13 protein-coding genes are annotated in these 15,250 nt (G+C 43.6%); all 13 read right to left on the reverse strand.

The genetic code is table 11. The annotated features are described in order from the left end of the window. Positions 1 to 113: 113 nt before the first annotated feature. The 13 genes from SPADD19_RS09070 to cls all read right to left on the reverse strand — a co-directional run bounded on the left by SPADD19_RS09070 (position 114) and on the right by cls (position 15,152). Positions 114 to 1,262, reverse strand: a complete 1,149-nt coding sequence (locus SPADD19_RS09070) for a glycosyltransferase family 4 protein (protein WP_061455836.1) — start codon at positions 1,260 to 1,262, stop codon at positions 114 to 116. A 2-nt stretch (positions 1,263 to 1,264) separates the two neighbouring features. Then, positions 1,265 to 2,437, reverse strand: coding sequence for a beta 1-4 rhamnosyltransferase Cps2T (gene cps2T, locus SPADD19_RS09075; protein WP_061455837.1), 1,173 nt, complete (start codon positions 2,435 to 2,437; stop codon positions 1,265 to 1,267). Between the two features lie 38 nt (positions 2,438 to 2,475). Next, entirely contained in the window at positions 2,476 to 3,852 is a 1,377-nt protein-coding gene (locus SPADD19_RS09080) for a sugar transferase (protein WP_061455838.1), read from the reverse strand. A 19-nt stretch (positions 3,853 to 3,871) separates the two neighbouring features. Beyond that, positions 3,872 to 4,564 (reverse strand): tyrosine-protein kinase, encoded by a 693-nt coding sequence (locus SPADD19_RS09085; RefSeq protein WP_049496427.1) that lies wholly within the window; start codon positions 4,562 to 4,564, stop codon positions 3,872 to 3,874. A gap of 12 nt (positions 4,565 to 4,576) precedes the next feature. Then, entirely contained in the window at positions 4,577 to 5,272 is a 696-nt protein-coding gene (locus tag SPADD19_RS09090) for a Wzz/FepE/Etk N-terminal domain-containing protein (protein ID WP_049496430.1), read from the reverse strand. Positions 5,273 to 5,316: 44 nt separating this feature from the next. Then, the gene (cps4B, locus tag SPADD19_RS09095; protein ID WP_061455839.1) at positions 5,317 to 6,048 is read right to left on the reverse strand and encodes a capsular polysaccharide biosynthesis protein Cps4B; all 732 of its coding nucleotides are present in this window, start codon (positions 6,046 to 6,048) and stop codon (positions 5,317 to 5,319) included. Then, positions 6,045 to 7,514 (reverse strand): LCP family glycopolymer transferase CpsA, encoded by a 1,470-nt coding sequence (gene cpsA / locus SPADD19_RS09100; protein WP_061455840.1) that lies wholly within the window; start codon positions 7,512 to 7,514, stop codon positions 6,045 to 6,047. Before cpsA ends, cps4B begins: the two co-directional genes overlap by 4 nt. Positions 7,515 to 7,701: 187 nt before the next feature. Further along, positions 7,702 to 8,307: an anaerobic ribonucleoside-triphosphate reductase activating protein gene (nrdG, locus tag SPADD19_RS09105; RefSeq protein ID WP_061455841.1), complete on the reverse strand. Its 606-nt coding sequence runs from the start codon at positions 8,305 to 8,307 to the stop codon at positions 7,702 to 7,704. A gap of 20 nt (positions 8,308 to 8,327) precedes the next feature. Further along, positions 8,328 to 8,813 carry a GNAT family N-acetyltransferase gene (locus SPADD19_RS09110; protein WP_061455842.1) on the reverse strand — a complete coding sequence of 162 codons (486 nt, stop codon included), beginning with the start codon at positions 8,811 to 8,813 and terminating at the stop codon, positions 8,328 to 8,330. Positions 8,814 to 9,124: 311 nt separating this feature from the next. After that, positions 9,125 to 9,265 (reverse strand): hypothetical protein, encoded by a 141-nt coding sequence (locus tag SPADD19_RS11810; RefSeq protein WP_003002079.1) that lies wholly within the window; start codon positions 9,263 to 9,265, stop codon positions 9,125 to 9,127. 11 nt (positions 9,266 to 9,276) lie between these two features. Further along, entirely contained in the window at positions 9,277 to 11,487 is a 2,211-nt protein-coding gene (gene nrdD / locus SPADD19_RS09115; RefSeq protein WP_061455882.1) for an anaerobic ribonucleoside-triphosphate reductase, read from the reverse strand. Positions 11,488 to 11,609: 122 nt separating this feature from the next. Beyond that, on the reverse strand, positions 11,610 to 13,448 hold the full coding sequence (locus SPADD19_RS09120; RefSeq protein WP_061455843.1) for a glycosyltransferase family protein: 1,839 nt from the start codon (positions 13,446 to 13,448) through the stop codon (positions 11,610 to 11,612). Positions 13,449 to 13,616: 168 nt separating this feature from the next. Further along, positions 13,617 to 15,152, reverse strand: coding sequence for a cardiolipin synthase (cls, locus tag SPADD19_RS09125; RefSeq protein WP_061455844.1), 1,536 nt, complete (start codon positions 15,150 to 15,152; stop codon positions 13,617 to 13,619). Between the last annotated feature and the right edge of the window lie 98 nt (positions 15,153 to 15,250).

Below are 15,250 nucleotides of genomic sequence, written 5' to 3' on the forward strand. Positions count from 1 at the left end.
ATTCTACTCTAATTCTTCTCCTATCTGATCTAACTGACTTACAACATTCAATGATATATGGTAAATCTTTAAATCAGCTCGGATATAATCCTTTTTTCAGCGAATTTGATTATTTAATATTTCTTATACAACTCCGAAAAATTCCGAATATAACTTTGTAATGAGAATAGTTCTTTTTGGCGTTTAACAGATGCCTTTCCAAATTGTTCTCTCTTCTCAGTGTTCTCAGCCAATTCTTGAATAGCCTTGGATAATTCAGAAGGTTGATTTGGTGTGGCAAGAAGGCCGTTTTCGCCTTCCTTAACCATTTCACAGACACCACCATGACGGTAACCGACTACAGGTTTACCACAAGCCATCGCTTCTAGTACGACTGTTGGTAGTGGATCTGGATTGGTACTTGGCAAGACAAAGATATCAAACATATTATAGAGTTCTGTTGTCTTGCTATAATAGTCAATTCGCTTGATTTGTCCAGCTACTGGTGAGTCTGATATAGCCTTCTCCAACTCCTCCACGCGCCACTCTTCACCTTCAAATGCACTTCCTGCCAAAAAGGCTACTGCTTTTGGATTAGCCTGTAAGATTGGCGTCACAGCTTCTAGGAAGTCGCCTTGACCTTTCCAAGCATTCACTCGACCAACCATTCCGATCACCAAAGCATCCTGGGCGATACCAAACTGATCACGGACCGCACTAGCATCCATCACCTGATAAACAGCATTGTCAACACCATTATAGATGACTTGAACTTGGTCATCTTTTACAAAACGAGACTGCTTGACATGATTAGCAACAGCATTTGAAACTGTCACAATCGTATCCGCATAGCGCCCCATCAAAAAGTTGATGAAATCAGAGATTGCTTTTGGTTTGACGATAATTTCATGCACATGCCAAATCAAAGGTAATTTCAACTTACGTTTAAGATAAATCCCCTCAAGTACCGCAGTCGTATTATTGTGAATAAGAGTAATGCCATTCTCCTTAGCATACTGAGCAATTTGTTTGGAGTAACGGTTATAGGAGCCAAAGTACTCAAGAATGCCTTTTGGATTAAAATATTTCCGGCGCAAAATTGGGTAATCAATAACTTTAACCTTAGCACCGACCTCTTCTAAAGCACCCACTAAGACACCGTCATTGGGTAAAATAACGTGTGCTTCAAAAGCATCTTTATCCAAACCCTTAATAAGCTCCAACAAAACCTTGTCAGCACCATACATTTCGGCACCAGCGTGAAGATATAAAATTTTCTGCATTTCTATCCTTTAAATACTTTCTCGTAGTCTGTAACAATTTTTTCCCAAGTAAAGGCTTCAGCAATCCGTTGACTTGATTTTTGATTGAGATCTTCGATTGCTTGAGTATCCATTTGTTCAGCCTGATCGATGACATGTGCCAATTGATCTTTCTTCCAATAGAGCGCCCCATCTTCACCGACTTCACGGTTAAAGCCAACATCCAACAAGAGATTGAGCTTAGTAGACTCAAGAGCCTCAAGAAGGGATGGATTGGTACCACCTACTTCATGACCATGGAAGTAAGCAAAGGCATTCTCACGGATGTATTTGAGCAATTCTTGATCATAGACCGTCCCGACAAACTTCACTCGAGGATCTTGATCAAATCCAGTATCTTTACGCAACTGTTCATAGAACTTGTTTTGTTCTACATTGGTAATTAGAACAAAATCTTTTTGGGAGTTTGACTGCATAAAGCCACGAATCATGGCCTCATAGTTGTTTTCCGGTACAAAACGTCCCACGACAAGGTAGTAATCTCCTTCAGTAACTTGCTTATCTGCAAACCAAGTCCGTACTTTCTCGTCTTCTTTACTCAGGATAGACTTGCTTGTATCGGTTCCATAAGCAATATAGGTCGTCTGTGGCTGATACTTAGCATAATCCTTCTGAATATAAGCTTCGATGTTCTTACTATCACAAATCAAAAGATCAGCATGTTTGACCATGAGTTGCTCAGAAAACTTCCAATACTTGCGGACTGGAAGACTCCACTTGGCACGAAGCCACTCATGACCATCCGGATTGACCATCAGAGTTCCTCCGATAGCCTTGATTTTCTTTTTTATCCTTGAAATAAAGGGACCAATCCGACAAGCCAAGACATAAAAGATTGGTGCCTGGTCCTTGTTTTCCTTTGCGATTTCAATCGCCTTATTAAGTGCTGCAATATCGTAAGCAATGGCACGTGCAGGACCAATATTAGGGACATCAATGTTGTAGCAAATTGCACCGTTATGTTCAAAAGTATCTGCAGTAATCCCTGATTTGGCTGAATTCTCCCGCATACAAGCTACATAATACTGGATATCTTTATCTTGTTGGAATTCTGTCAACTTTTCAACAAAGGTCTCAAAACCACCATATTTTGCTGGAATCCCTTTGGAACCAACGATATAAATTGATTGTGTCATTTTTCTCCTAACATGGAAAGGACGAAGTAGGCATTTTCCTACTTCGCTCCTTCTTTTCTAAGTACAACCTTCACGGTCTTGAGCAGGATCTGAATATCTCTCCAGATCGTCCAACCATCCATGTATGCAACGTCGAGTTTGACTACCTCGTCAAAATCTGTAATCTTACTGCGTCCGCTCACTTGCCAAAGGCCTGTAATCCCTGGCTTGAAACTGAGTCGGCGTTTTTGGGCTGGCGTATAGTCTTGGTATTCGTCTACCGTTGGAGGACGAGTTCCGACTAGACTCATGTCACCGATCAGAACATTGTAAAATTGTGGCAATTCATCCAGACTGGTCTTACGGATAAAGCGTCCGATTGATGTTACCCGCGGATCGTTTTCCATCTTAAACATCCCACCTGTCATGGTGTTTTGCGCCATCAGATCTTTTTTAATCTCTTCGGCATCCACGCGCATGGAGCGGAATTTATAGAAGTTAAAATACCGTCCGTTCTTTCCGACCCGCTTCTGTACAAAGAAGGCAGGGCCGCCATCTTTACGGATCAGAGGGACTAAGACAATACTTACTAGTCCACAAATCAAGAGACCAAAGAGGGCTCCCGCAATATCCAAGAGACGTTTGGCCAATACGTGGCTCGGTTTGTAGAAATTGGTTGAGAAAGTGACGACACTTAGTCCCCCGACTTCTCGAACCCGTTTATTGCCCAAAGAAGCGAAGTTAAAGGCATTGAGATTGACCGATACATCGATCCCCATACTCTCAAACTCCGAGACGAAGTCACTAATATTGTAGTCCTCACTTGGCAGATTGATAAACACTTCATCCACCACTTCCTTGGTCACAAAGTTCATCATTTGATCCGGCTGCACCACCCGTACACCCGAATGGGTAAAATCCGTATCATCCATGACAGTGACACCGATCAATTCCCCATGATAGAGGCTGGGCGAATGCAGAATATCAAATACCCTTTCCATCCGACTGGTCGCTGTGATCAAGAAAATCTTTCGCGAACTTTTCCGCCGTGGTGAAACAGACTTCCGGTATCTCTTGAGCAAGAGATCCATGATGTAGACGGAAAACGTATTGAAAAGAAAGAAGTAGATCATCCCCCGACGAGAAATGGAAAAGACCCCGTCGAGCATAAAAGAGGTAAAGGTGATCCCAACAGCGAAAAATACATTGTATTTCAAGACCTGAAAGAGCTCATCCAGATAGCCTCTGCTGTAAAAACGATAGGAGACATTGCTAATGTAGAAGGCTACAAAATGCAAGAGATAGAGAATGGCGATCGTCTGCGATGTGTATTCTGCATCCTTAAAAAGACTCACAATGTAAGCTGAAAATAGGACAGCCAAACTTTGAAAGAGAACAATATTTAATTTTTCCAGTTCGATTCTTTCTTCTCCCATTTTCCCTCAATCCTATTCTTTACTTTTTCCCGTACTCTCCGTAAGATCCGTATCCACCATACGAACCATACTCAGCAGCTTTAATGTTAAATTTATTGAGCACTACTCCTAAGAAAGGTGTGCCTGTTTGTTCTAATTGGTCCTTGGCCTTTTGGACAGCCTTGCGTCCATTGGCACCAGATTCTGTGATCAAGACAGTTCCATCACAGCGTTGGGCGATAATGGCTGCATCGATCACGACCCCGATTGGAGGCGTATCGACAATGATGTAGTCAAAATGCTCACGCAGGGCATCCATCATCACAGTGAAGTTCTTGCTTTGCAAGAGACCTGTTGGGTTTGGTGCGACCTGTCCAGACTCGATGATATCCAAGTTTGGAAAATCAGTCGCATACAAAATTTGGTCCAATTGGCTACGACCAGATAAGAAATCTGTTAACCCTTGAATCTTAGTACGACTACGGAAAATCCCTGTCATGACAGAGTTCCGGATATCACAGTCGACCAAGAGGGTCTTGTAACCCGCACGCGCAAAAGCAACGGCCAAGTTGGTTGAAGTGGTTGATTTTCCTTCATTTTCTTGAACAGATGAGACAGCGATGACTTTTAGATCCACTCCACTCAATTGGATATTGGTCGCAAGAGCATTGAAGTACTCTTCCACTTTTCGAATTTCTTGCAATTTGTTTTTTGAAATTTCTAACGTATTCATGCGATCTCCAGTCTATAGTTTCTTAATATCTGGTACAACACCAAGTAAGGTCAGACCCATCAGCTCTTCAACGTCTTCTGGTCTCTTGACACGATCGTCCAAGACTTCTACTACGACCATGAGAACCACCATCAAACCAGCTCCAGCAATAAAGCCAAGAAGGACATTGCGCTTGATATTTGGTGAAGAAGGTGATTGAGGCACTTCGGCTTCATCCAAGGTCGTAACATCTGACACCTTGGTCACAGAAATGATCTTTTCAGCTGCTACATTCCGAAGACCATTAGCAATACGAGCCGCTTCTTTTGGATCTCCGTCCTTAGCCGTGATCGAAAGGATACGAGTATCTGTTGGAACGGACACACTGATCTTTTTCAACAATTCAGCAGGTGTCATATCGAGTTTCAATTCTTCGATAGCTTGGCTCAAGACATTCTGAGAAAGAATGATCTCACGGTAGTCCTTAACCAAGTAAGAACCCGCCTGCAAATCAGAGTTTGTCAAGGCATTGTTGTCTTGGTTTTGACGGCTGACCACATAGATCCGGCTAGTACTTTGGTATTCTTTCTTGGCTAAAAAGGCACTGTAGCCAAATGCTGCAATGGCAAAGACAAGAGCGACCAAAACGATCGAAAACTTGCGTTTCCATAGGGTCTTCAGCATAGCGAAAACATCAATTTCCACTGCTTGATTTTCTTGATTGTTCATTTCCTAATTACTCCTTCATGTGGATCTCTCCACCTGTTTCCTGGTTAGATTAATTCATCCGCTAACAAGAGTTCTTGATTGCTGACAAAGAGAGCTTGTGCTCGTTGTTCTCCGTATTCTTCCTTGATCAAGCGATAGGCTTCTGCCATATAAGGCGGTCGTTTGTCCACATTGTGCATATCACTGGCCACAAAGTGCACCAAGTCTTTTTCTAAGAAGTACCGAGCTCGTTTTTTCAGTTGTTTTTGCTCATCCCCAAAGAGGCGAGGCTTGAGAACACTGGAACTATTGATCTGCATGTAGCAACCCATGTCAATCATCTCTTGCACGCGCTCCTCATTTTTCTCCAAGCACTTATAGCGCTCAATATGGGCCACCACCGGTGTCACACCTAGATGGAGCAAACGGTCCAAGGCCGTATGGATCTCCTTGTAAGGCGTTCCCATACTGAATTCAATCAGCGCAAAGCGCGTCTCTGCCAAACGTGGAATGATCTTTTCTTCCAGTTTTTTCAAGACATCATTAGTAAAGTAGATCTCTGCCCCGTAATGAATCGATAAATCTGGCGCGACCTCTGCCGCAATTTTTTTCACTTCTTGAAAATTTTCAGAAATCTTTTCTTCGGGAGTTTCAAACATCCCCTTGCGACGATGAGAAGTGGAGATAATGGTCCGTACCCCTTGGCGATAGCTTTCTTCCAATAAGGCACGCGTATCTTCTCTTGTCTTTGGTCCATCATCCACATCAAAGACGATGTGCGAATGGATATCAATCATTTTTCTTTTCCTTCCATTACTTTTTGAATGGTTTCCTTAGCCTTGGTCAAGCTGGCTTGATCCAACTCCATGACATAGAGGTTGTAACCAGGCATAGCATAAGACGGCAAGTCATTTCGTCCTTGACCAGTGATCGCTTGAGAAGTCACCTCATAAGAACCACCCGTTTCTAATTGGGTATTGATCAAGTTCATCATGGTCGGCAACTGCATGTTGGTTTGGACAGAATCTTGGAGGTTTCCGATAATCTCATTGTAGTTGCTTAAGACCTTGGTAGAGGTCAACTTTTTGATAATGGCCGCAATGACTTTTTCTTGGTTTTTCCCACGATCATTGTCGCCGCCTTGGAGTGAGTAGCGTTCTCGGACAAAACCGAGGGCTTGCTCTGAATTCAAATGAACCTTTCCAACTGGGAAATGGAACTTGCCATGAAGGCTCGTGAATTCTTGGTCATTTTCCACATCGATTCCCCCTAGAAGGTCAATCAACTTGAGGAAAGAGGTGAAATTGAGACGAACATAATAGTTGAGCTTGATATCATAGAGATTCTCAAGGGTATGGATCGAAGCATCCACTCCGTAGATCCCTGCATGGGTCAACTTATCATTTTGGTTGTTGCCACCATCTGCGATTGGCACATAGGCATCCCGTGGTGTCGTTGTCAATAGGACTTGCTTGGTCTTCCGATTGACAGTCATGATGATATTGACATCTGATCGAGAAACCGAGGTTACTGGGCCATAAGTATCGATCCCGCTGACATAGATGTTAAAGACATCCGCATCGGCAGACACCTTGCTCGTCGCTGCCACTTCTTTTCGGATCTTGTAGGAATAGATTTTCTTCAACTTCTTCGCATAGTCCGCATCTTCTGCAGCGATGGTATCTTCAAAGGTACTGTTGAGGACCATAGCAGAAGAATTCCCTTCTTGCAGGCTCTTATAGGCATCTAGATAAGTTGGTGCATCCACTACAGAAATTTCCTGACCCTTGGTCTTTTTGATGTTGTCCAAGAGGGCCGTGAGATTGGCTTCGTTATTGTTGCCCTTTGGTGCCACCACTTCCTTGATTTCTTTGATATCTTTGATGTCACTGTCTTTCTTGACATAGACAGCCATCTCAAACTCTGTATAGTTAGAGTGGCCGTTGACATTACTGGTCAGATTCAGCAACTGTTGACTAGCAAACAAAACTCCTGAACTAGCCAATAAGCCGACAAGAAGCAGGACCAAAGTTGTCTTTTTGGCCTGATTTTTAATCACAAAACAAGCTGACAAGAGCGAGAGAACAGCTAATAGTGCCATCACGAGAACATTGACATAGCGAAAAGCCAAGATGTTATTGGCCAACATGGTATAGGTCGCCCAACTTGCAGTCATAAGCAAAAAAATAAGCAATACGGAATTAATGATTCGCAATTGCCCCCACTTATATTCTGAACGACGACTCCGTCTCCTTTGTGACATAAATACCTCCAATTAGTCCTAATCATATTTATTGTAACATATTTTTAGCAAAAAATGCATTAATTATCACTTTTTTGTCCATTATGGGCATTTGAAAAGTAAGCGTTTTCTGAAATAAGCAAAATCCCTTGTATACTTATGCAGAGAATCTAAAAAACCGGGCGAAAAACCCGGTTTTTTGAAGATCCTACAAAAGATCATCTCGTTTGACCTGCTCAAAACTTTCTTTGCCGTCATTGAGCTTGTCCCAGATGACGACTTTTCCTTCTTTGAGGGATTTTTGAACATCAATGATCCGCTGGTTAGAAGAGCCACGGAACTGCAACATGAGGTTGCGCTTGCTCTTATCATAGCGCCCATCGACTAGTATATCAATCAGAGATAAAAGTTCTAGTTTGTCAGGGGTCTCCAACATCATTTCTTCCCAAGTGTAGCCTGTCCATGACCAGATGTCTTTGTCGGGCAATTCTTTTCTCACGCGCTTGGCCAAGGGCAGAAGGATGCCGGTGTTAAGAAAGGGTTCCCCCCCAAGCAGGGTCAGGCCCTGGACATAGGGGTGAGCCAAATCGGCCATGATTTGCTCTTCTAACTCTTTAGTGTAGGGAATGCCTGCATTGAAAGACCAAGTTGCTACATTGTAACAACCCTCACAGTGAAACATGCAACCGGCCACATAAAGGGAGTTGCGCACCCCTTCGCCATCGACAAAGTTAAAAGCCTTATAGTCAATGATGCGCCCTTGGCTGAGCTCCTCACTCTTCCACTCGCCTGGTTTTGGTGTATTCCATGTCATGCTTTCTACTCCACTTCTATTCAATAGCGCTCCGTTCCATTTCGAACATCCTCCAATTCTCCACCATTAGCTAAGATAACAGCTCGACTGGCCGGATTTTCCGTGCTACATGTCACCAGAGCACGATGAATGTTCTTTTCTTTTGCTACTCGCAGACCTTGACGGAGAGCTTCCTTGGCATATCCTTTGCCCCTTTCAGAAGGGCGGATGGAATAACCGATATGACCAGCATAATTCAGCAATCCCTCATTTAGTCTCAGCCGTAGATTCAAAAAACCTAAAGCATGACCTGATTCATCAAACAATACGAACTGAATTGATGGAACGCGATTTTCAGGCAAGTTTATTCCCATTTCTTTATTAAGGTTAGTTTCTAGCCACTCCTCATAATCAAAGTTCTCAGCATCCCAAAAGCCGCCGTCGTGGGCCGACTGGGTCTCTTCGAACTCTGTCATCATGTTTAGAATGGTTTCTTTATCTGCTAATGTTGGTCTACGTAGTTCCATCTTTACCTCCCCATAAGAGAAAAGCGAGAGCGGACTCTCACTTTACAACATAAACAATCATTTTTAATAAAATGAGTTACTAAATACTGAATCAATAAGGTGACGCTTATTTATTAAACTTTTTTAAGAATCTACTGAGACTTTCCGCCGTGGGAAAAATGCCTGAAACCAACAAGTTTCAGGCATCCGGAATTATTGAGACCCTAGGCTCAATAATTAGTCATGGAACTTCGTAGAAGTTCGCTGACGTCCGTACCCACCTAAGGAAAGTCTCAAAAGAGAATTTCATCTTCAATACGAAGCGAGAACTCTCACTTTTTCTTATTTTTATTTAAAAATTGTTCTCTCAGGCTGGCTACTCGGTCTTTTTTATTGATTCCACCCTTTGAATGCTTCTCGTGGAATCGTTGAACCTGAGCCTTACCCTTATCATCTAATTGGTATTTTCCCATAATGTCCTTTTCTAATCTGTCACTTGGTGTCCAGCTGATTTGATAGTGGATCCATTCATGTGTTTGACACGCGCAGCGATTTCCTTATGACGGCCATTGACCATCGGACGAGCTTGCGGATTTCCTAGATAACCACAGGTCCGTTTGACGACATCAACCGTTTTCGGATCGCTATTGCCACAGTTTGGACAAGCAAATCCGCGCTCAGTCGGCGTGAAATCTCCTTCAAAATCACACTTGTAACAACGGTCAATCGGCGTATTGGTTCCGAGATAACCGACCCGGTCATAGGCATAATCCCAAACCGCTTCAAGGGCTTTTGGATTTTGTTGGAGCACAGGGTATTCACAATAGTGGATAAAGCCACCAGACGCCCCAGCTTCAGGATAAACTTTTTCAAAATCTAACTTCTCAAATGGCGTTGGGTTCTTACGAACATCGTAGTGGAAACTATTGGTGTAGTATTCCTTGTCTGTAATATCCGGAACCTTACCAAATTTCTCCGTATCTAGGCGACAGAAGCGGTCTGTCAAGCTTTCTGACGGTGTCGAATAGATGGAGAAGTGGTAATCATACTGGTCAGACCATTCTTCCACGCGCGCTTTCATATCCTTGATGATATCGATCGTGAATTGTTTGGCTTCTGGATTGTGTTCCCAATTTGGACCATAAAAGACGGTTGCAACTTCATAGAGTCCGATATAGCCCAGAGAAACAGTTGCTCTGCGATGACGGAAGAGCTGATCTACCTGGTCATACTTGCCCAAGCGTTTCCCGAAAGCCCCATATTGGTAGAGAATCGGTGCATTGGCTGGTGTCGCTTCTTTGGTGCGTTCCACCCGGTAAACCAAGGCATCTTCAGCGATGTTCATCCGTTCATTAAAGATTTGCCAGAACTTCTCCTTATCCCCGCCAGATTCCAAGGCAATCCGAGGTAAATTGACTGTCACAACCCCTAGATTCATCCGGCCAGAATTGACTTCCACACCATTCTCATCCTTCCAACCTTGAAGGAAAGAACGACATCCCATCGGCACCTTGAAGGAGCCTGTCAACTCGACAATCTTGTCATAAGACAAAACGTCTGGATACATGCGCTTAGTGGCACATTCCAAGGCCAATTGCTTGATATCATAGTTAGGGGTTCCAGGTTCTAGGTTGAGCCCCCGCTTGAGGGTAAAGATCAGTTTTGGAAAGATAGCGGTCCGATGTTCCGATCCAAGCCCCTTGATCCTGATTTCCAAAATCGCCTTTTGGATTTCCCGCTCAAAGCGATTGGTTCCTAGACCAAAACCAAGCGAAGTAAAGGGAGTTTGTCCGTTCGAGGTAAAGAGCGTATTGATCTCATATTCCAGCGATTGCATGGCATCATAGATATCTTTTTGAGTCTTGCTCCAAGCATAGTCCTCTTGCTTTTCAGGAAGCACCCACTCTTTGGCATCTGCTAAGTGCTTTTGGTAGTTCTTTTCTGCATAAGGGGCCAAGACTTCATCGATCCGGTCAGCTGAGCAACCCCCGTACTGACTAGAGGCTACATTGGCAATAATCTGTGAGATTTGAGCCGTTGCAGTTTGGATGGACTTAGGACTTTCTACTTCTGCATTCCCAATCTTAAAGCCATTTCTGAGCATGCTTTCAAAATCGATCAAACAGCAGTTGGTCATCGGTGTATAAGGGCTATAGTCCAAATCATGGTAGTGGATATCCCCTTTTTGGTGGGCATTGGCTACGTGTTTGGGCAACATTTTAAGACCAATAGACTTACCGACGATCCCCGCCGTCAAATCCCGTTGCGTATTAAAGACATCGCTGTCCTTATTAGCATTTTCATTGACAACCGCTTGGTCCTTATTGAGGAGTTTACCAATCGTAAAGTTGATATCTGTCGCTTTTGAGCGCTCAAAATCCCGCTGCGTGCGATAAGTAATGTAGCTCTCAGCAATCGCATATTCATTGGCTTGAAGCAATTCATGTTCGACCACATTTTGGATCTCATAGATCTTCACGCCATTTGGAAAACGTTCCAAGATCTCTGCGATCACACGATCGACAATGGCTTCTAGCTTGGCTTCCATCACTGGAGTGAGAGAAGTCACTTCTTCTGTCGCCTTCAACAAGGCTTTATAAATTTTTTCAACATCGAATTGAACACGACGGCCATCTCGTTTTTCAACAAAAATATCCGGGGCCATTCTCAGTTTTTCTTCTCTCAAGGTGATCATACCAAACATGCCTCTCTTCATTTATTTACATACAAGTTGTATTATACCACTCCAAAAATAAAAATCAATATCTTGTGGTAAAAATTCTAAAAAACTTTCTAAAACACAAGATATTGATTTTCTTAAGAGCGTTGATAGAGTTTGAAATGACGGTATTTCTTCTCAACCAGACGATAATTTTCTTTGAGCAAGTCTTTCATTTTGGAGGTCAACTCCACCTGATTGTTGACCACAATATACTTCGGTTCAGACCGATCGATTTGTTGGATCACATTGGTCCGATTTTCATTAATTCCCAGATAAGACATCGGAGTCAATAAGGCAGAAGCCGCCAAACGATCGCTTTCTTGATAGAGAGTAGCTGTCGCATCCCAAGCATAAATGGTATCTTTGGACTTGGTGTGATTTTTAATGTAGCTGGCAATAGCGCTCCGTTCACTGGATTGGCCAGACTGAAGCACAACATCTTGAACCACTGGATTCACCAACAGATAGACAAGGGCTACTAACGGCAAGAAAACTTGGCTCGTAAAGTAAGCGGCCCAAACTTCCTTGTTTTTCTTCTTCCGATCACGACGTTCGATCCCATCGTTTTCTTCCCCATCTCGTGAGAACCAGATCGCAAACAAAGGAAGAACAAATGGCAACATTGGCAACAATTGGTAAGCGCCTTGTTCCGGAAGACCAATAGACACGATGAGGACTACCAAGCTACCTACCCATCCCATAAAGCGGAAGATCCGGCGAGCACTGCTATTTTGCTTCGTAAAGGACATCAAAAAGGCAGAGACCAGGCCAAAGGCGAGCGCCAACAGTCCATAATAAATGACATTACTGAAGGTCTGTCCATTGCTAAAATTCAAGGCATTAAAGACATAGGTTACTTGGTTAATGGCATAGCCAAAAGTCTGATTCAAAACGGTGATATAGCCAATTGGATAAAAGACGAGTGAAAAACCAAGGAGAGCTGCTAGCAGTTGATAAAAGCCACGCGCCCATCTCTTCTGCTTGATATTAAAGGCTGTTAATCCAAGGAAGGCTAACAAATAAAACAGGGCACTGGTCATCGGATCAATCAAGAAAGCCACAGCTGCAATCGCACCATAAAGGATAAAGCCTTCGTCCTTACGATGTCCAATCAGATAAGCCAAAATGAAATTCATGCTGGCAAATAGAATTGGAAGGCTAAAGAAGGTGACATAAGTTCCTCCAAAACCTAGGCCTAGCACCAAGAAATAAAAGAGCAATTGGACATTCTTCGCTGTATCTCTATCCGACACCAATAGGCGCACAACACGATAGAGGTAAGTGCCCGCAAAGAAGAGGGCAATCGCTTGGAGGATCATCAAGATCCAATGTCCACCCGCCAAACTTCCCAACCAGTTGATTGCATAATAGAGGAGACCATTGGTTCCGTAAAAATCACCAAACGGTACTTGACCTTTGGTCATTGCCCAGCCAGCATACAAGTTTTGCGATTGTTGATTGGTTGCAAAACGGGTTAAAAACGGCACGCCGACATGCAGCAAACTAATCAAGAGACTCAACACAAAAGGAATCGCTAGGGGCACTGGACGCTTGGAGTGACGACGGATCGGCTCAACTGCCACATCCGCTTCTAGCTCTTCCGTATCCTCTTCTAGCTTAGATGCTTCTGCTTTTGCCGCTTCAACTCCCGCCTTACGTGAACGACGACTCATCCGACTGAGCGGTTGCTCCGCTTCCTGTTCCGAATCTTGTGTAGGTTCTGCTACTGCTTCTGGCTTGGCATCACTAATTTCCTCTGATGCCTCCATTGCAACCGGCTCCTCCAAGACTTCTGCCTGCTGGCTATGAGTCGGCTCTTCTTCACGAAAGACTGATTTATCTAGCACTTCGCGAATTTCACGTGTATCCTGAAAATTATCTCCCACGTGAAGCCCTAACTTTTTCGAAGTCATTTCTTGCTCTTTTTCGCTCATTCTTTTTTCCTTTTCTTCGCTATTCCTCTGCTTTTCCATTTAGAAAAAAGCCCATTATCTTCTCTAGTATACCAAATTCTGCTGACCCTGTCAGCCTCTTATCACATAGTCATATGTAAAAAGAGTCAGGCATCTCGATTCCTGACTCTGATTTTCGTTTTTATACATTTACAACATCGGTGCGAACAATTGCATAATTTCCTTGATTAAGCTTTGGTGCCAAGTAAAGCGGAAGGTATCTTCTGTAATTTCTTGAGACACTTCAAAGATATGGTCAAAGTCCTCCCGAATCTTTTTCAAGGCAGGCGTCCGATACATCCAGACGGCATTTTCATAGTGATGGACCAAACTGCGATAATCAAAGTTAATCGACCCTACAACCGCCATTTCATCATCGGCAAGAACTTGCTTGCTATGGACAAAACCAGGCGTGTACTCATAGATTTTCACACCAGCATCCATCAGATCCAAGTAAGCCCCACGCGTAACAATTTGGATCAATTTTTTATCCGGAATATGCGGGGTCACGATGCGAACATCCACCCCACGAAGGGCAGCATTGCGGATATCCTCTGTCAAATCATAATCGATGATCAAGTAAGGAGTCGTGATATAGACGTAATCCGTCGCCAGGTTGATCATATTTTGATAGACCGTCTTTCCGACCTGCGACTTGTAAATCGGCTTTGGTCCACTCCCATAGGGAATGTAGAGCCCTTCGCCTTCGACAGCCTTGTTTTCAATATGGTAGCGGTCAAAATCCTCGATTTCCCCACGGTTGATGTACCAGTTCATGAGGAAAAGTCGCGTTAAGGCCTTAACAGCCCGTCCATCTAAACGGATGGCACTGTCCTTCCAGTGACCAAACCGCTCAATGTGGTTGATGTACTCGTCTGCTAAATTGACACCACCTGTATAGCCGATCTGCCCATCAATGACCAGAATCTTGCGGTGGTCTCGGTTGTTATAAGCCACTGTTAGACGGGGGATCACCTTGTTAAACTTATGGGCATCAATCCCCATCTTTCGCAATCGTTTAGTATAGTTCCCGGCCAAGGTCGCCATACAGCCGATATCGTCATAAAGGAGTTTGACTTCAACCCCCTCTTTTACTTTCTGCTCTAAAATCTCCAGAATGCTGTTCCACATCAAGCCTTCATCAATGATGTAAAACTCGATGAAGATAAATTTTTTCGCTGCTCGCAGATCCTCTAGTAGTTGCGCATACATCTCCTCCCCTAGAGGGTAAAAGGTCGATGCCGTCCCATTGTAGAGATCCGCATTGTGGTCCATGGATAAAATCGACTTAACCAAGCCATAGACAGCCTTGCTTTCTTGCTTGAGTTCCTTACGCAGTTGCTGGCTGTTATCCTCCCTAAACTTCATGGACTCCATATTTTTCAGCTGGATCATTTCCTTTTTGGACAAACGCCGCTCGCCAAACATGAGGTATAAAAGCGATCCAAAGACAGGAATGACGGCAATCAAGAGCCAGGTCACCTTATTTTCAGGCGGGGTATTTCGATTAACAATAGCCAAGATTGTCGACACATATAAGAGCCCAATGACCGAAACAGATAGCCAATGCGGGAACCATCTATTAAGCCAGAAGAAGGCCGCAAAGGATGCCCAAAGTTCAAAGCCCATAAACAAAATACTAAATCCATATTTGGACATTAATAGACGTAATTTTCGAAAGGTCACAGCATCCTCCTTTTTTCTTTCTACTAGTATACCAATTCTTTTTACCCGATGCAACGACCAACCAAGCCCCTTCTTGACAAACAAAAAGAGGCTGGGAC

The organism is Streptococcus parasanguinis (assembly GCF_001578955.1).
GTDB lineage: Bacteria > Bacillota > Bacilli > Lactobacillales > Streptococcaceae > Streptococcus > Streptococcus parasanguinis_U.